Annotated in this window: 16 protein-coding genes; 5 read left to right on the plus strand and 11 right to left on the minus strand. The window is 66.8% G+C overall.

Annotated elements, in window-relative coordinates:
* Positions 1-59: 59 nt before the first annotated feature.
* Positions 60-857, minus strand: a complete 798-nt coding sequence (locus BVE01S_RS00460; RefSeq protein ID WP_066622889.1) for a transglycosylase SLT domain-containing protein — start codon at positions 855-857, stop codon at positions 60-62.
* Positions 858-1,023: 166 nt separating this feature from the next.
* Here BVE01S_RS00460 and BVE01S_RS00465 point away from each other — a divergent pair, with 166 nt between their 5' ends.
* The gene (locus BVE01S_RS00465) at positions 1,024-1,755 is read left to right on the plus strand and encodes a TonB family protein (protein ID WP_066622893.1); all 732 of its coding nucleotides are present in this window, start codon (positions 1,024-1,026) and stop codon (positions 1,753-1,755) included.
* Here BVE01S_RS00465 and BVE01S_RS00470 read toward each other — a convergent pair.
* Positions 1,752-2,765, minus strand: coding sequence for an NAD(P)/FAD-dependent oxidoreductase (locus tag BVE01S_RS00470; protein ID WP_240612080.1), 1,014 nt, complete (start codon positions 2,763-2,765; stop codon positions 1,752-1,754). The genes BVE01S_RS00465 and BVE01S_RS00470 overlap by 4 nt on opposite strands.
* A gap of 48 nt (positions 2,766-2,813) precedes the next feature.
* Positions 2,814-4,661 carry a phosphoenolpyruvate carboxykinase (GTP) gene (locus BVE01S_RS00475; protein WP_066622899.1) on the minus strand — a complete coding sequence of 616 codons (1,848 nt, stop codon included), beginning with the start codon at positions 4,659-4,661 and terminating at the stop codon, positions 2,814-2,816.
* 196 nt (positions 4,662-4,857) lie between these two features.
* Between BVE01S_RS00475 and BVE01S_RS00480 the strand changes: the two genes are divergently transcribed.
* Positions 4,858-5,493 (plus strand): DUF938 domain-containing protein, encoded by a 636-nt coding sequence (locus BVE01S_RS00480; RefSeq protein WP_066622901.1) that lies wholly within the window; start codon positions 4,858-4,860, stop codon positions 5,491-5,493.
* Here BVE01S_RS00480 and BVE01S_RS00485 read toward each other — a convergent pair whose 3' ends face one another.
* Positions 5,494-5,985: a hypothetical protein gene (locus BVE01S_RS00485; protein ID WP_228763712.1), complete on the minus strand. Its 492-nt coding sequence runs from the start codon at positions 5,983-5,985 to the stop codon at positions 5,494-5,496. It lies immediately after the preceding gene.
* Positions 5,986-6,264: 279 nt separating this feature from the next.
* Between BVE01S_RS00485 and BVE01S_RS00490 the strand changes: the two genes are divergently transcribed.
* The gene (locus BVE01S_RS00490; protein WP_066622903.1) at positions 6,265-7,044 is read left to right on the plus strand and encodes a pseudouridine synthase; all 780 of its coding nucleotides are present in this window, start codon (positions 6,265-6,267) and stop codon (positions 7,042-7,044) included.
* On the opposite strand, the gene BVE01S_RS00495 is transcribed toward BVE01S_RS00490, so the two are convergent.
* The 6 genes from BVE01S_RS00495 to BVE01S_RS00520 form a co-directional block, all read right to left on the minus strand.
* Positions 7,041-7,805 carry an ATP12 family chaperone protein gene (locus BVE01S_RS00495; RefSeq protein ID WP_084375226.1) on the minus strand — a complete coding sequence of 255 codons (765 nt, stop codon included), beginning with the start codon at positions 7,803-7,805 and terminating at the stop codon, positions 7,041-7,043. The genes BVE01S_RS00490 and BVE01S_RS00495 overlap by 4 nt on opposite strands.
* Positions 7,802-8,827: an RluA family pseudouridine synthase gene (locus tag BVE01S_RS00500; RefSeq protein WP_066622905.1), complete on the minus strand. Its 1,026-nt coding sequence runs from the start codon at positions 8,825-8,827 to the stop codon at positions 7,802-7,804. Before BVE01S_RS00500 ends, BVE01S_RS00495 begins: the two co-directional genes overlap by 4 nt.
* Entirely contained in the window at positions 8,824-9,219 is a 396-nt protein-coding gene (gene crcB, locus BVE01S_RS00505) for a fluoride efflux transporter CrcB (protein WP_066622908.1), read from the minus strand. Before crcB ends, BVE01S_RS00500 begins: the two co-directional genes overlap by 4 nt.
* 40 nt (positions 9,220-9,259) lie before the next feature.
* The gene (locus BVE01S_RS00510; RefSeq protein WP_066551854.1) at positions 9,260-9,748 is read right to left on the minus strand and encodes a CC0125/CC1285 family lipoprotein; all 489 of its coding nucleotides are present in this window, start codon (positions 9,746-9,748) and stop codon (positions 9,260-9,262) included.
* Between the two features lie 64 nt (positions 9,749-9,812).
* Positions 9,813-10,538: an RluA family pseudouridine synthase gene (locus BVE01S_RS00515; protein WP_066622911.1), complete on the minus strand. Its 726-nt coding sequence runs from the start codon at positions 10,536-10,538 to the stop codon at positions 9,813-9,815.
* A 16-nt stretch (positions 10,539-10,554) separates the two neighbouring features.
* Positions 10,555-11,883, minus strand: a complete 1,329-nt coding sequence (locus tag BVE01S_RS00520; protein WP_066622914.1) for a replication-associated recombination protein A — start codon at positions 11,881-11,883, stop codon at positions 10,555-10,557.
* Between the two features lie 74 nt (positions 11,884-11,957).
* On the opposite strand from BVE01S_RS00520, the gene BVE01S_RS00525 reads away from it, so the two are divergent.
* Complete coding sequence (locus tag BVE01S_RS00525) at positions 11,958-12,380, plus strand: VOC family protein (RefSeq protein WP_066622917.1); 423 nt, start codon at positions 11,958-11,960, stop codon at positions 12,378-12,380.
* Between the two features lie 4 nt (positions 12,381-12,384).
* Here the strand turns inward: BVE01S_RS00525 and BVE01S_RS00530 are convergent, their stop codons facing one another.
* A complete protein-coding gene (locus BVE01S_RS00530; protein WP_066623324.1) occupies positions 12,385-13,788 on the minus strand; it encodes a Do family serine endopeptidase in 1,404 nt (467 codons plus the stop codon).
* 220 nt (positions 13,789-14,008) lie between these two features.
* On the opposite strand from BVE01S_RS00530, the gene BVE01S_RS00535 reads away from it, so the two are divergent.
* On the plus strand, positions 14,009-15,970 hold the full coding sequence (locus tag BVE01S_RS00535) for a M61 family metallopeptidase (RefSeq protein ID WP_066622920.1): 1,962 nt from the start codon (positions 14,009-14,011) through the stop codon (positions 15,968-15,970).
* Positions 15,971-16,083: the final 113 nt, after the last annotated feature.

Consider the following 16,083-nt stretch of genomic DNA (forward strand, 5'->3'; position numbering starts at 1 on the left):
TCCCAGAATGAGACTGCCATGCTTAACGGGCGGTTTACCATCGGTTGCAATGCGACGACTCAGGTCGATTCCTTGCCATTTGGCGAGAAAGCGCCGCCGAAGCCGCTGCTGGACGATCCATCCTGACCGAGCAATAGCGCCAGAAGGCCTTGATCCTGCTTCAGCCGATCCAGACGTGCGGCCAGCATCTGGTCCTTGTCGCTCAGGTTCGGCACGGCGTATTTCGTCTCGCCGGCTCCGGCGGCGGGTGCGCCCTCGCCTGCCGTGCGCTGCAGATTGGCGTGGACCTCGGCGACCGTGGCGGCGCGTCCATTGCGATAGAAGATGCTGCGGTTGGCCCGCGCAGCGTCGGGGAACAGCGCTGCGGCGCTGCCGCCCGGATTACGATCCATCGCCTCCATCAAACCGGCGGCCCCAGCCGGCCCCAGGAAATGAGCCGCATACAGATCGCCTGCGCCCGGTTCCTTGCCCGTACGTCCGCGCAGATAGGCGGCATTGGACGCCGTCAACTCAGCCGCCATGGTCGAGGCCGCATGGGGATCGAACCGCAGGTCCAGCACCACGTTACGCGCCGAACCCTCGACGCGCCAACGTCCGTCCGACCCGCGATGGATCAGATCGGCGTATTGGCCGTAGCCGTGTTGGGCCCCGTGCTGCTTGACCGTGCCCAGCCAAGTCTGTTCGATGAATTGAAACAGGCCGGCGGCCGACGAGGTCGGGGCCTTGGCCGACGGGTTCATCGCGCTCTCGCGCCGCGCGGTCTTGACCAGGAAGTCATAGTCCACGCCAACGGCGTTCGACGCGCGCCGGATGGCCGCCTCTACTCCGCCTGTCGATGGAATCGCTCCGACACCCATGTGCGAAGGGTCGGCGAACGTAGTTAACCAACTCTTAATTCTTAACGGCCGCGTTAACGCCTCGACCTTCGTCGAACGGGAAAACTTCGCCGTAAAGCCGCCACAACCTGCGCGCTCAACTTCCAGTTACGGGCGCTGCGGGGGCGGTGAACGAGGGAGTGACGTTATGATGATCCGTGCTGCCGGTGGTCCCGGCTTGATCAGCCCGATCGACTTCGGGGAACGCAAGAAACCCATCCCGCGCTGGATGCTGGGCGCCATCGGCGTCTCGGTCGTCCTGCACGTTGCGGCGGGGGTGGCGCTTTATAATCAGAGGTTCGAGTTGAGTGCGGCGCCCATTGACGACATCCTCGACCCGCCGGTCTCGGTGATGATGGCGCCGCCCAAACCCAAGCCCTTGCCCACGCCTGAAACGGCGGCGCCGCCAACGCCCATTCACAAGTCGGCGATCCCCGTGCCCTCGACGGTGCAGACGATCCCGCTGACGCCGCCCGAGCCCGGCGTCGTGACCGCTCAACCCGGTCTGCCGACCATCAGCGTCGCTCCCACCGGCGTCGAGGGCGGCACGGCAACCGTCGAGACGCCACCGCGCCCGCCGTCGGTGATCAACAATCCAACTTGGGCCAGCCGGCCTTCGGCGGCGCAGATGGCGCGGGCTTATCCGACCCGCGCCGCAGAGAACGGCACGCCGGGTTCGGCGACGCTCAGTTGCGTGGTCAATGCGGACGGCGGCCTGAACGGCTGCCGGGTCGTGGGCGAAACACCGAGCGGCCAGGGCTTCGGCCGCGCCGCGCAGAGCCTGACGCGGTCGTTCCGCATGAACCCGCGCACCGTTGACGGCCGGCCTGTCGACGGCGCGACCGTCAACTTCACCGTCCGGTTCGCGATGGAAGGCTAGAACCGACCAGGGTCGAGGGCGCGGGCGTGTGGCGACGCCGTCCGCCCCTCGATCGCATCGGCGACCACGGCGCCGACCAAGGGCCCCAGCAGCCAGCCGTTTCGACGCGGCGCCAAGGCCATAAACAGGCCCTCTTCGCCGGGCGCCGCGCCCGCGAGCGGCAGGCCATCCGCCGTCGCGCCGCGAATGCCGACGCGCCATTCGATAAACAGCGGCTCAGGCGACCGACCCAGCGCAGCCCAAGCCGCCTGGGTCAGGCGTTCGGACGCCTTGGCATCCGGCGCCGTATCCCGCCGCCCAGGCTCCATCGTCGCTCCGATGACCGCACCCGAGGCCATTGGCGCGACATAGGCGCCCGGCCCGCGCACAACATGATCGACAAGATGTCCGGCTGTCACACCGATCTGTCCGCCGATCGGCTGAATCTCCTCGATCAAACGGCGCGCGGTCTCGGGCAGACCAATGATGGCGTCACCGGCGCCGGTGGCCAGCACGACCCCCTCCGCATCCAGCCATCGATCACCGACTTTGAGCCGCCAGCCGCCATCGGTGCGGGCGATCGTTGTTACCGTCCCGGCCACCACAGCCGCGCCCAGCGCCTGCTTCAGCGCCGCCAGAGCCTGTGGCGGCTCGACCTGACAATCGTCGTCGGTCGTGACGCTGGCGCCATCGCGCCGCGCGTCGAAGCCCAGCGCGCGCAACCGCGCCTCAATCACCTCCACATCGCCGCCTCGCCATTCGGCGGGTCGACGCTCCAGAGCGATGCCGGCCACCCTCGCGAACTTGGGCCACAGGTCGCGTCCCGCCCGAAACAGCTGCGCGCGATCAACCGACACGTCTTCGATGGCTGATTCCATCGCCGGGGCGATCATCCCCGCAGCCACCAGGGAGGCGTTCACCTCGCCGGGATCGACCACCAACACCGCACGGCCGCGCCGATGCAGTTCAAACGCCGTGCAGAGGCCCAGCACGCCAGCGCCGACGATCACGATGGGAGAGGAAGACGTCACAAGCCGTCTGATTGACCCGCAACGTCCCTATTGCAAGATGGCTTTCGCCTATTCCGCCGCCATCGAGGCCGCGCCGGCGTCGTCCAGACGCGCGACCAGGGCCGCGTGCTGGTTCCACAGGGCAGTCGGCAGTCGATCGTCGAACTGGCGATAGAAGTGGGGGATCAATGCCGCCTCTTCGGCCCAGACGCCTGCATCCACGTCCAACAGGGTCGACAACTGCGCCGGCGTCAAGTCCAGGCCTGACAGGTCCAACGCGGAGACGGACGGCACGCGCCCGACCGCCGTATCAACCGCCTCGGCCTCGCCGTCGATCCGCTCGCTGATCCATTTTAAAACACGAACGTTGTCGCCAAAACCGGGCCAGACGAAGCGGCCGTCCTGATCCTTTCTGAACCAGTTGACGAAGAAGATGCGCGGCAGTTTGGAGGCGTCTCGCCCCTGCCCCATCTTCAGCCAGTGGGCGAAATAGTCGCCCATGTTGTAGCCGCAGAACGGCAGCATGGCGAAGGGATCGCGGCGCAGTTCGCCGACCTTGTTCTCGGCCGCCGCCGTGCCTTCGGACGCCACGGTCGAGCCCATGAAGACGCCGTGCTCCCAATCGAAGGCTTCGGTCACCAACGGCACGGCGCTGGCGCGACGACCGCCGAACAGAATCGCGTCGATCGGCACGCCCTTGGGATCTTCCCATTCCGGCGCGATGGCCGGGCATTGGCTGGCGGGCGCCGCGAAACGGGCGTTGGGGTGCGCGGCGGGTTCGCCGGACGCGGGATCGTGCGGATGTCCCTTCCAGTTCGTCAGGCCCTCAGGCGCCTGTTTCGTCAGCCCCTCCCACCAGACGTCGCCATCGTTGGTCAGGGCGGTGTTGGTGAAGATGGTGTTGGAGGCCAGAGTCTCCAGCGCATTGTGATTGGTGTTGCGGCTGGTGCCCGGCGCGACGCCGAAGAATCCGGCCTCGGGATTGACCGCATACAGCCGCCCGTCGTCGCCGAACCGCATCCAGGCGATGTCGTCGCCGATGGTCTCGGCCTTCCAGCCCGGCAGGCTGGGCTGCAACATGGCCAGGTTGGTCTTGCCGCACGCGCTGGGGAAGGCGGCGGCGACGTATTTCGCCCGGCCCTTCGGATCCGTCAGCTTCAGGATCAGCATATGCTCGGCCAGCCATCCCTCATCGCGAGCCATGATCGAGGCGATGCGCAGAGCGTAGCATTTCTTGCCCAACAGGGCGTTGCCGCCATAGCCCGAGCCATAGGACCAGATTTCCCGCGTCTCGGGGAAATGCACGATCCATTTGTCGTCGTTGCAGGGCCAGGGCACGTCCGCCTGACTGTCGGCCAGCGGCGCACCCAGCGTATGGACGGCCGGCACGAAGACGCCCTTATCGCCCAACTGATCCAGCGCCGATTTACCCATACGGGTCATCACGCCCATCGACAGGGCGACATAGCCGCTGTCGGTAATCTCTACGCCCAGGGCGCTAATCTCGGATCCTAGCGGGCCCATGCAGAACGGGACGACATACATCGTCCGCCCGGCCATGCAGCCGTCGAACAGACCGTCTAGACGGGCGCGCATCTCAATCGGATCGGCCCAGTTATTGGTCGGGCCAGCGTCAGCCTTGTCGTCCGAGCAGATGAAGGTGCGGCTCTCCACGCGCGCGACGTCGCGCGGATCGGAGGCGGCGTAGTAGCAGCCCGGCCGCTTGGTCTGATCCAGCGCCTTCAGCGTGCCCTTGGCCAGCAGGTCGGCCGTAATGGCTTCTTTCTCGTCCTCGGAGCCGTCGCACCAATGGACCTTGGCGGGCTTGGTCAGGGCGGCGATCTGCTCGATCCAGGCGATCAGCCCGGCATGGGCGGTGGGCGCCGGGCGCAATCCGGGCGTAGTGAGAATGGACAAGGGCGTCTCCTGAGCGAAAAGGTCCGACGATCTGACGCCGTCGTGGCCTTCAGAGCGTGACGATCACGCACTGTTACAAGCGAATTGCGCCGGGCCTCGGGGATCGTCAAGTTGCGCAAAAAATGCACAAACAACCGGCCTTTCGCGGTGAGAAATCGCAGATGTGTTCGTCGCGTTTCGACGATACTTAGGACGAATGAACAGCCTGGACTCCATCACCGTCTTGCCGGACGGCGCACTGACATCGCCCGCTGCGCGGCGCAATGCCGAGGCGATTCTTCGCGTGCTCCGCGCCCATCTGTCGGCGCGTGGATCGGTGCTCGAGATCGCGTCCGGATCGGGCGAACACGCCGCCGCCTTCGCCGCCGCCCTGCCGGATCTGGACTGGACGCCCAGCGACCCCAGCGATCAGGCCCGCGAAAGCATCGCCGCCTGGAGCCGCCAGCTCGATCTGTCGAACCTGAAACCGCCGTTGGCGCTCGACGCCGGCGACCCCACGACATGGCCAGCCGACACGTTTGACACTCTGTATTGTGCGAACATGACGCACATCAGCCCCTGGTCGGCGACCGAGGGGCTGATGGATCTGGCCGGTCGGGTCTTGCGACGGCCCGGCGGCCTGCTGGCGCTTTACGGCCCCTACCGCGAGGCCAAGGTTCCGCTGGCGGAGTCGAACGCGGCCTTCGAGGCCAGTCTGAAGGCGCGAAACGTGCAATGGGGTTTGCGTGATCGCGAAGCGGTCGAGGCCCTAGCCCGCTCGCATGGCCTTGCGGCCACGCTGCGGGTTCAGATGCCGGCGAACAACCTCATTTTGCTGTTCCGCGCCGTCTGATCAGACGATCGCGCCGACCAGCTTGGACAGTTCGGCCCGCTCGTTCAGGAGGGTCACCCCCCCGTCCTTGAACACCGCGCCCTCGGCCTGGGCCGATAAGCCGAAGCTGTCGGCCGCCAGCGCAACGCCGTCCGCGAAGGCGATGACCGTCAGACCGTTGGCGCGCGCCAGGTCGATCAGCGACCGCACGGCCGCCAACGACGCCTCATCCGTCGAGCCGCCCGGAACGACCAGACCCTTCAGACGGCCTTCGGCGATGTCCTTGGCCGTTGCGGTGGCCAGCACGGTCACGCCGCCGGCGATCAAACTGGCGTCGCCCGTCGAAATCGGGGCCAAGCCAACGCCTTCGGCCCGCAACGCGCCCTCCACGTCGCCCAACTCGCCGAACGCCATGTCACGCCGCATCACCAGCCCCATGCGCAGACGGGTGGGAACAGGACGGTTGTAACCGGTGCGACGAGGGCCTGCGGAAGATTTGTTTTGAGCGAACAAGACGTCTCCTAGAGATGTTTCAATACTGATCCAGATCCGACAAGCGACGCTGTCGAACCACCCACGCCGATGACCAGAAAAATGAAAATCGACGGGTCCGACGCGTGTCGTCCCGCACTCTGGCTCATTTGTGGAATGCCGTCAGATATAGTGACGATCCCGGCCGGATCAACCTATCAGTTCAAACGGACCGGCCCTACTAATCCTGAAAGCGGCGGCCCGCTTGCTCGCGATCCCGCCCGGCTCTAGACAGCCGCATCGACTGGACGACGGAATCGCATGGCTTTCACCCGCACCTATGACGGCGACGAACCCGTTCGCGTGAACAAGTGGCTGGGCCAGACCGGCGTCTGTTCGCGGCGCGAGGCCGATACCCTGATCGCCAATGGTCTGGTCTCCATCGATGGCGAGACGATCAGCGACGCCGGCCGAAAGATTCAACCGGGCGAAACCCTGACCCTGAACGACACCGCCCAGGCGGCCTTAGCGACGGGCATGACCCTGGTGCTGCACAAGCCGGTCGGCTACGTCTCGGGCCAGCCCGATCCCGGCAAGATCCCGGCCGTGCGACTGCTGAAGACGCCCAATCGTATCGGCGAGGGTGAGACGCCTGCCCGCGACGCCTCCCTGCCCCCCATCGGTCGGCTGGATGAGGATTCGCGCGGCCTGTTGCTTCTGTCGTCGGACGGCGTCGTCGCCAAGGCGGTGATCGGCCCGGCGTCCGAGCTGGACAAGGAATATCTGGTCGTCGTCGAAGGCCAGATCACCGAAGGCAAGCTCAGCAAGCTGCGCCACGGCCTGTCGCTGAACGACAAGCCCCTGAAGCCCGCCCGCGTCACCCAGATCGAACCGCAACGCCTTCGCTTCGTCCTGACCGAGGGCAAGTATCGCCAGATCCGCCGCATGTGCGAACTGGTCGGGCTCGAGGTCGTGGATCTCTACCGCATCCGCATCGGCCCGCTGAAACTTGGCGACCTGCCCGAGGGTCGCTGGCGTCACCTGACCAATCAGGAACGCGCGATGCTGATCTCGGCCTCGACGACACCTCCAGCGCCCTAACCGAGCGCTCTGAACCACCGGTCCAGCAGTTGGGCCTCCTCACGGCGCGCCTCGGTGCGCTCGGCGGCCTCGGCGTCCACGCCCCACTGCTCTTCCTGAAACAGCTCGTCGATCCGCGACAGGTCGAACGCCGCCCCGCCATCCAACGCCCCCTGCTCCACCGCCAAGGCCAACACGGCCGACCCCAGTAGAGGCACAGCCGTCGCCAGTCCGGTCAGGCGGAAGTCGTCCAGCGACAGGGCATGCGCCTTGACCCGCGCGATGGCGTCAGGCGACTGCGGCCGATGCACGATGCCTTCAACCGGCTCCAGCACCACACCCATCTCGCGCGCGGCCCAATCGCGCCAAGGCCCCCACTCCCGCGCCTGCCGTTCGACCAGCGGCGTCGGATGATCAGCCAGATAGCAGACCACGTCCGATCCGGCATAGGCGGCAATCTCGTCCGCGACCGGCTCGCGCGCCTGACCGATCCGGTCGATCGCGGTCGAGGCCAAGCGCGTCGCCGGCATAGTCGAGGGATCCAGAAACTTGCCCTGCGCCGCCCATTCGTCGGCGACCAACTGCGCCGCAGACTGCGTCGGCAAGACCAGCGCCGCCTTGTCCGGTGTTTTCGGCGTGCGCCCATCCAACAGCACGGCCCAGCCCCCGTCCGCATGCGGCCCGACTTCCGCCTCGGTCCAGAAGCGGGAGATGCGATCTTCTGTCTCGCGAAACCCTTTGCGAGCGGCGACCATGGGGTCGAGCGGCGGGATATGGCTCATCGGAGTCTCTTCACACCCAGGAAGGGATCGTCTTCGGCCTCGTCCTCGGAGAAGCCGAAGTGGGCGAAGCCGGCTTTCATCTCGGGGCTCAAGGGGGCGGTGACTTTGAGAACGCCGCCGCGTGGGTGATCCAGTTCGATGCTGCGGGCATGCAGTTGCAGCTTCAGGGGGCCCGACAGTTCACGCGATTTCTCGTCGCCGTATTTCGGATCGCCCAGAATGGGGTGACCGATCCCCGCCATATGGGCGCGCAGCTGGTGCGTCCGTCCGGTGAAGGGGCGCAGGGCCATCCATGACGCCCGGTGCGAGGCGCGGCTGATGGTCGAGAAGGCCGTTTCGGCCGGTTCGGCGCGCGGATCCTTGCGCTCGGCTGGTCGCATCATCTCGAAATCGTTGATGCCGGTTTTCTTCAACGGCATGTCGATCTGGCCCGTATAGGGTTTCGGATTGCCGATGACGATGGCCCAGTAGGTCTTTTTGGCCTGCCGACGGGCAAAGGCGCCCGCCAGTCGCTTGGCCGCCTCCGGCCCCTTGCCCAGCAGCAGGACGCCCGAGGTGTCGCGGTCCAGCCGGTGGACCAGGCGCGGTCGCTCCAATCCCTCGCCCCAGGCCGACAGCAGACGGTCCACGTGACGGCTCGTCTTGGTCCCGCCCTGCACCGCCAGGCCATGCGGCTTGTTCAGAGCGATGACCATGTCGTCTTCATACAGCACCAGCGACTTGGCGAAGGCGATGTCCTTTTCGGACAGGGTGTGGGCGTCACCCGCCTGACGAGAGGTGTCGTCCGGGATCGGCGGCACGCGCACGGCGGCGCCGGCAGTCAGTCGGCCTTCGGGCTTGATGCGGGCCCCGTCCACGCGGATCTGGCCGCTGCGGGCCATCTTCTGCACTTGGATGTTGGACAGGTGCGGCCAGCGACGGCGGAACCAGCGATCCAGCCGGATGCCGTCCTCATCCTCGGCGACATAGATCGTCAGGACTTCGCGTTTGGGCGCATCGGCTGCGGGCGGCTGATCGGTCAAGCGGGAACTCCAAAGGCGCGGCGGGCAACCATCAGGCCGACGAACAGGGCCGCGATAGCCAGAACCACCGAGCCGATCACATAGGCGGCGGCCAGGCCGATCTGGCGGCGCTCGATCATCTGCACCGCTTCCAGCGAATAGGACGAAAAGGTCGTGAACCCGCCCAACACGCCGACGGCGGCGAACAGGCGGACCATCTCCTGCTGCGCCCCGGCCCGGAACGCCAGCCAGCCGACGAGCAAACCCATCAGCAGACCGCCGGCGACATTGGCGGCGAAGGTGCCCACGGGCCAGCCGGCATTGGGCGCAAGCCGCCCGGCGGCGAGGCCGAGGCCATAGCGCGCCATGGAGCCGATGGCCCCACCTGCTGCAACGAGAAGAAAACGTGTCATCGTGCGGCGATATATACGCCGCCCGCGCCGAAAGCGATGGTCAGCGCGGGATGGAGCTCTGCACCGAACGTGCGTCATAGGCGTTCGGACGATCGGGCTTCTGGCCGCGTCCCAGAACCACTTCCAGCGTTGTCGAGGTCGGCTGCGGTCCGCTGAAGTTCAGACCGACGCCCACGCCGACGCCGGACGCCGAATAGCCCCCATATCGGCTGCTGCCGCCGCCGATCGAGACGCTCGGGCTGACGCCGCCTGCGCCACCCGGCCGACCATCGGTCCAGCTCTGCGTCACCTCGAACCAGTCGTAACCTTGTTCGGTGGTCAGGTCGGCGGCGCGCACCAGCGCCCAATCGGCGACACGGCCCGCCGCGCCGACGCCGTTGTAGGTGACACGATAGCGGTTGGATTCGATCCGCTGCTCGGAATACCCCTGCCCGTTCGGACCCATCTGGGCGCCATAGGGCGCCAAGCTGGCGCAGGCGGTCAGGGCCAGGGCGGAAAGGCCGGTCAGGGCGAGGGCGAGACGCTTCATCAGAGGTATCCTTTCAACGACATAGCGCCAAAACGCGCACGTCGTTCCCTGAGGCGCCCGCGCCCTAAAGACCCAGCGCCGTCCTCAGCTTCGCGAAATCTTCGGGCGCCGCCGCTTCAACCGTCGTCGTCCCGCCCACGGGATGCGGAAAGCTCAGTCTGGCGGCGTGCAGCATCAGACGCGGCGCAGGTCCAACGGGCGTGGTCAGAGCGCCGCCGTAACGCACATCCCCGATCAACGGCCGACCGATATGGGCCATATGCACCCTCAACTGATGCATCCGCCCTGTCAGCGGCTCCAGCTCGACCACGGCCCCTTCCGGTCCCGCGGCGAGGGTCCGATAGCGGCTCTGCGACCCTTGCGCGCCCGGCGCGTCAAAGGCGACGACCCGCATATAGCTCTCGCGCCCGATCTCTTCGCGACGCAGCGGCGCGTCGATGGTCGCCGCCTTGGGCTCAGGCGCCTCCGACAGCAGGGCCAAATACTGTTTTCTGAAACGCCGCATCTGCAACGCCTTACCCAGAAAACTCGCCGCCGGCTTGGTCTTGGCCGCCAGGATCACGCCCGAGGTGTCTCGGTCCAGCCGGTGCACCAGTTCCGGCCGCTTGCCGTTGGACCGGGCGAACGCCCACAGCAGATCGTCCAGTGTATGCGCCTTGATCCGCCCGCCCTGGCTGGACAGTCCCGGCGGCTTGGAAAAGGCGATGACGTGCGCATCCTCGTGGATCACCCACGACCGGACGGCGGCGATTTCGTCTTGGGATAGGGCGACGGGTTGGCGTTCGGACATCGGGCGCTTCTAGAGGTCAGCCGCCCGCCGCGTCCACAGCGCCGTCCACCGCCATCCGCGCCCGCATCTCGGCCCAGCGTTCCAAACGCGCCTTGACCTTCTCCTCGTGCCCCTCGCCCTTGGGCTTGTAGAAGGTGCGGCGTTCCATTTCGTCTGGGAAGAAGTTCGCGCCCGAGAAGCCTTCGGGCGTATCGGGGTCGTATTGATAGCCCTTGCCGTAGCCCAGCGACTTCATCAGCTTGGTCGGGGCGTTGCGGATATGGGCGGGGGGCATCAGCGAGCCCGTCTCATAGGCCGCCTTCTTTGCCGCCTTGAACGCCTCATAGACCCCGACCGACTTGGGCGCCGTCGCCAAGTGGACCACCGCCTGCGCCAAGGCCAACTCCCCCTCGGGACTGCCCAGGAAGTCGTAGGTGTCCTTGGCTGCGTTGGCGACCAGGATCGACAGCGGATCGGCCTCGCCGATGTCCTCGACCGCCATCCGCACGATCCGTCGCGCCAGATACAGCGGATCCTCCCCCCCGTTCAGCATGCGCGCCAGCCAATAGAGCGCCGCGTCAGGGTCGGATCCCCGAACCGATTTATGCAGGGCGGATATGAGGTTATAGTGTTCTTCTCGGCTCTTGTCGTAAGCGGGCGCCCGGCGTTGCAGCACGCCGGCCAGTCCCTGCACGTCCAGCTTTTCGCCCTCAGGCAGGTCGAACAGCACCTCCGACATGGTCAGCAGATACCGCCCGTCGCCGTCGGCCAGGGCCAGCATCGCCTGCCGGGCCTCCGGCGTCAGCGGCAGGGTCCGGTCCATATGCGTCTCGGCCCGGCTCAGCAGCTGATCCAATGCCGCGTCGTCCAACCGCTTCAGCACATAGACCTGACTGCGCGACAGCAAGGCGCCGTTCAGCTCGAAGCTGGGGTTTTCCGTCGTGGCCCCGACCAGGGTCACGACGCCTGCCTCGACGAACGGCAAAAAGCCGTCCTGCTGGGCGCGGTTGAAGCGGTGGATCTCATCGACGAACAGCAGCGTGCTCCGTCCCGCAGCACGCCGCATCCGCGCCGCCTCGAACGCCTTCTTCAAGTCGGCGACGCCCGAAAACACCGCGCTGATCGCCTGATATTCATAGCCGGCCGCCTGCGCCAGCAGGCGCGCGATCGTGGTCTTGCCCGTCCCCGGCGGTCCCCACAGGATCATCGAGCCCAGCCGCCCGGCCTCAATCATGCGCCGGATCGGCCCGCCTGGCCCCAGCAGATGATCCTGCCCGACCACCTCGTCCAGCGTGCGCGGACGCAGGCGGTCGGCCAAGGGGGCGTCGGGGGGCAGAATGCCGGAGGCTTCAAACAGGTCGCTCATGGGTGCGACCTATGTAGGCGTTCGCCAAAGGCTTTTCACGCGTTAGTATGGCGAACCGCCACGGAGACCGCCCCATGACCGACGCCAATCCGAACCAGGGTCCGACTTCTGGCGTGACGCCGCACCTGACCATCCCGTCGCGCGGGGCCTCTGCGGCGATCGATTTCTACATCATCGCCTTCGGCGCCGAGGTGTTGGACCGTCGACTGGCCGATGATGGCGAGCGACTGATGCACGCCCACCTGAGGATCAACAGCGCCAGCGTCATGTTGAAAGACGAGTTTCCGGAATACGGCGGTTCCCAGGATGTCCGCCCAGCCGGCGTCACCCTGCATCTTCAGGTCGCCGATCCCGACGCCTGGTGGACGCGCGCCATGACTGTCGGCGGCGCTGAACCCGTCTTGGACATGGCCGATCAGTTCTGGGGCGACCGCTACGGCGTCCTGCGCGACCCCTTCGGCCACACCTGGTCGATCGGCGGGCCGACGAAGGCGTGACGACCTATCTCAGCACGCCGCGGATCTGACGGCCGCCCCGGTTGACCACGACCTCCCACGGGCCGCGACCGGAACTGGCGGCCTCCACATCGCGGGCCGAGCCGATGGCGCGGCCATTGATGCTGACAATCAGGTCGTTCTGGCGGAAGCCCGCGCGCGCCGCATAGCCGCGGCCGGACACGCCGGTCACGATGACGCCCGTCGCAAACGGATCGCCGCCCAGTCGGTCCGCCAGAGCAGGGCTGAGCGCCACGACCTCGGCGCCGGCGAAGGGGCCAGACTGGATCGTCACCCCCTGCTTCGGATCAGCGTCGCCCGGCAGAGTCTGAACCCGCGCCGTCAAGGTCTGAGCCCGACCGTCGCGCAGGATGGACACCTGCACCTGATCGTTCGGATTGCGCGAGCCGACGCGGTAGTTCAGTCCGTTCTGGTCGTTGATCTCCTGACCATCGACGGCGGTGATGACGTCGCCCTGACGAATGCCGGCGCGCGCGGCCGGACCGTTTGCGTAGACGTCGGTGACGACCAGCCCCTGCGGTCGGCTCAGGCCCAGGCTGCCGGCGATGTCGCCGGTGACCGTATCGCCCTTCACGCCCAGCCACGGCCGAACCACAGCCGTCGCGCCGCCCAGCGCGCTGTCGACGACCCGCTTGACCATGGCCGCCGGCACCGCGAACCCCACCCCGGCCGAGGAGCCCGAGCGCGAGAAGATGGCGGTGTTGATGCCGATCAGGTCGCCATCCATGTCCACCAGCGCCCCGCCCGAGTTGCCGGGATTGATGGCCGCATCGGTCTGGATGAAGGAGCCGCTGTCGGAAATGCCGGTCTCGGTCCGATTCAGGGCCGAGATGATGCCGTTCGTCACCGTCTGCCCTACGCCGAACGGATTGCCAATGGCCAGGACCAGATCGCCGACCTGCTGCTCTTCCTGATCGTCGATAGCCAGGACCGGCAGGCGGTCGCTGACGTTCTCCAGCCTCAGCACCGCGATGTCGCTGCGCTCGTCGGCCAGGATGACGGTGGCGGGAAACTCGCGCCGATCGTTCAGCACGACCTTGATCTGCTGGGCGCCGTCGATGACGTGGTTGTTGGTCACCACGATCCCGTCAGAACGGACGATAACGCCAGAACCGACCGATTCCGCCACCCGCGCCTGGGGAATGCCGCCGCCGAAGAATTGGAAGAAGGGATCGGCCTGCACCCGCTGCACGCTGCGCGCCGAGATATTGACCACAGCCGGCGCGGCGGATCGCACCACCGGTGCGAAGCTGGACTTCATCCCCGCCGCATCGGCCGGGGCGGTGCGCGTCGGCTGGGCGAACTCGCCCTCCTGCGCCCTGGAGTTCGAGGGATTGCCGCACGCCGACAGGGCGAAGGCGGCGGCGAGCACGATCGATCGGGTCTTCATGGGCATCCGAGACTGGGGCATCCGAGACTGGCAAGCGTAAAGCGACGCCATTCCGCACCCGGTTTCGGGCCGGATCAAGGCGTGTGCGCGGCATCAACGGAAAAGCGGGACAGGCCGTTCCGCCCGGCGGCGAACGCAAGATTGTCAACGGCTTCGACCTTGACGCCTTGCACCCTGCGTCGGACTGTCGCGGCTCCCCCAGTCGCCTGAAGAGTCCTCGATGATCCGTTCTTGCCTGCGCGCCGCCCCTCTCGGCCTCGCCCTCCTATTGGCCTCGACCGCCCCGGCCGCCTTGGCGCAGCAGGCCTCGACCACGCCGCCCGCCCTGCCTGCGCCCCTGCCCGCGATTCCGGAAGCGCGGGATGTCGCCTATCCCGGCGTCATCACCCTGGATGTCGACGCCACCAACCTGGCCCAACACATCTTTGCGGTGAAGGAAACGATCCCGGTCACCCAGGCGGGACCGATGACCCTGTTCTTCCCCGAGTGGCTGCCGGGCAACCACGGCCCTGTCGGCCCCATCGCGCAGCTGGCCGGCATCGAGATCACCGCGAACGGCCAGCGGGTGCAGTGGGTTCGCGACACACTGCATCCCTTCGCCTACCACGTGGTCGTCCCGGCCGGTGCGACGGCGCTGAACATCACCCTGCAGCACCTGTCGCCGACGACCGGCAATCAGGGCCGCATCACGATGACGCCCGAGATGCTGAACATCCAGTGGGAGAAGATGCTGCTCTATCCCGCCGGCCACTGGTCGCGGAACATCACGGTCCAGCCCACGGTCAAGTTCCCCGCCGGCTGGCAGTTCGGCACGGCGCTGGAGCCCGAAACCAAGGCTGGCGACGTCCAGACCTTCAAGCCCGTCAATCTGGAAGTGCTGATCGACAGCCCGGTCTTCGCCGGTGTCCACTATCGCCAGATCGACCTCGATCCCGGCGGCCGCTCGCCCGTTCGCGCCAACATCGTCGCCGACAAGGCCGACAGCCTGAACGCCACCGACGAGCAGATCCAGATCCTGCGCAATCTGGTCGCCCAGATGGACCGGCTGTATGGCGCACGCCATTTCGACCACTACGACTTCCTGATCGCCATGACGGACAAGCTGGGCGGCATCGGGCTGGAGCATCACCGCAGTTCGGAAAACTCGGTCGATCCCGCCTTCTTCACCGGCTGGGACACCCACCTGTCCGATCGCGACCTGCTCAGCCACGAAATGAACCACTCCTGGGACGGTAAATGGCGCCGCCCCGCCGACCAGTATGTGCCCAACTTCAACAGCCCCCTGCAGAACAGCCTGCTGTGGGTCTACGAGGGCCAGACCCAGTACTATGGCCAGGTGATCGCCGCCCGCTCGGGCCTGCTCAGCAAGCAACAGGCGATGGACGCCCTGGCCATGACCGCCGCGACGTTCGACACGCGCGTCGGCCGCGAATGGCGCGCGATGCAGGACACGACCAACGACCCCATCATCAGCCAGCGCCAGCCCAAGGGCTGGCTGTCGTGGCAGCGCGACGAGGACTACTATTCGGAGGGCCAATTGATCTGGCTCGACGTCGACACGACGATCCGGGAGAAGACCGGCGGCCGGAAGTCGCTCGACGACTTCGCCCGCGCCTTCTACGGCGTCCAGGACGGCAGCTACACGCCCGCCCCCTATACGTTCGAGGATGTGGTCGCGGCCCTGAACGGCGTCGTCGCCAACGATTGGGCGACCTTCCTGCGCACCCGACTGGACGCCGATGGCCCCGAGGCCCGCGCCCCACTGGACGGTCTGGCGCGCGGCGGCTGGCGGCTGGCCTATTCGGACAAGCCCACCGATTATATGAAGACTCTGTACTCCGAGCTGAAACGCAACGACTTCACCTATTCGCTGGGCTTCCAGACCGGCGAAGGCAACAAGATCCGCAGCGTCCAGTGGAACGGCCTGGCCTTCAAGTCGGGCCTGGCCGCCGGGATGGAGATCGTCGCCGTCAACGGGCAGGCCGCCAGCGCCGAACGCCTGACCGAGGCCGTCACCGCAGCCAAGGATCCGTCGACGCCCATCACCCTGATCGTCAAGGATGACGAGCAATACCGCACCGTCGTCTTCGACTACCACGACGGTCTGCGCTACCCCCGCCTGGAACGCATCCCCGACACGCCCGACCGCCTGGGCGACATCCTGACGCCGCGTCGGCGATAAAACGCCGAACACCTACGTCTCCTCCTCACTGCGTGGGGAGGAGACACAACGCCACGCTTGACGCATCGCCCCTCGCCCCCGACGGTGCGGCTCCCTCGTCGAACCGGATGACC

It is taken from the genome of Brevundimonas vesicularis NBRC 12165, from assembly GCF_001592205.1.
Classification (GTDB): Bacteria; Pseudomonadota; Alphaproteobacteria; order Caulobacterales; family Caulobacteraceae; genus Brevundimonas; species Brevundimonas vesicularis.

Bases quoted from the DNA above. Each gene is read 5' to 3' on its own strand.
- BVE01S_RS00460 (WP_066622889.1), bottom strand. From the start codon at position 857: ATGGGTGTCGGAGCGATTCCATCGACAGGCGGAGTAGAGGCGGCCATC.
- BVE01S_RS00465 (WP_066622893.1), top strand. From the start codon at position 1,024: ATGATGATCCGTGCTGCCGGTGGTCCCGGCTTGATCAGCCCGATCGAC.
- BVE01S_RS00480 (WP_066622901.1), top strand. From the start codon at position 4,858: ATGAACAGCCTGGACTCCATCACCGTCTTGCCGGACGGCGCACTGACA.
- BVE01S_RS00490 (WP_066622903.1), top strand. From the start codon at position 6,265: ATGGCTTTCACCCGCACCTATGACGGCGACGAACCCGTTCGCGTGAAC.
- BVE01S_RS00495 (WP_084375226.1), bottom strand. From the start codon at position 7,805: ATGAGCCATATCCCGCCGCTCGACCCCATGGTCGCCGCTCGCAAAGGG.
- crcB (WP_066622908.1), bottom strand. From the start codon at position 9,219: ATGACACGTTTTCTTCTCGTTGCAGCAGGTGGGGCCATCGGCTCCATG.
- BVE01S_RS00510 (WP_066551854.1), bottom strand. From the start codon at position 9,748: ATGAAGCGTCTCGCCCTCGCCCTGACCGGCCTTTCCGCCCTGGCCCTG.
- BVE01S_RS00515 (WP_066622911.1), bottom strand. From the start codon at position 10,538: ATGTCCGAACGCCAACCCGTCGCCCTATCCCAAGACGAAATCGCCGCC.
- BVE01S_RS00520 (WP_066622914.1), bottom strand. From the start codon at position 11,883: ATGAGCGACCTGTTTGAAGCCTCCGGCATTCTGCCCCCCGACGCCCCC.
- BVE01S_RS00525 (WP_066622917.1), top strand. From the start codon at position 11,958: ATGACCGACGCCAATCCGAACCAGGGTCCGACTTCTGGCGTGACGCCG.
- BVE01S_RS00530 (WP_066623324.1), bottom strand. From the start codon at position 13,788: ATGAAGACCCGATCGATCGTGCTCGCCGCCGCCTTCGCCCTGTCGGCG.
- BVE01S_RS00535 (WP_066622920.1), top strand. From the start codon at position 14,009: ATGATCCGTTCTTGCCTGCGCGCCGCCCCTCTCGGCCTCGCCCTCCTA.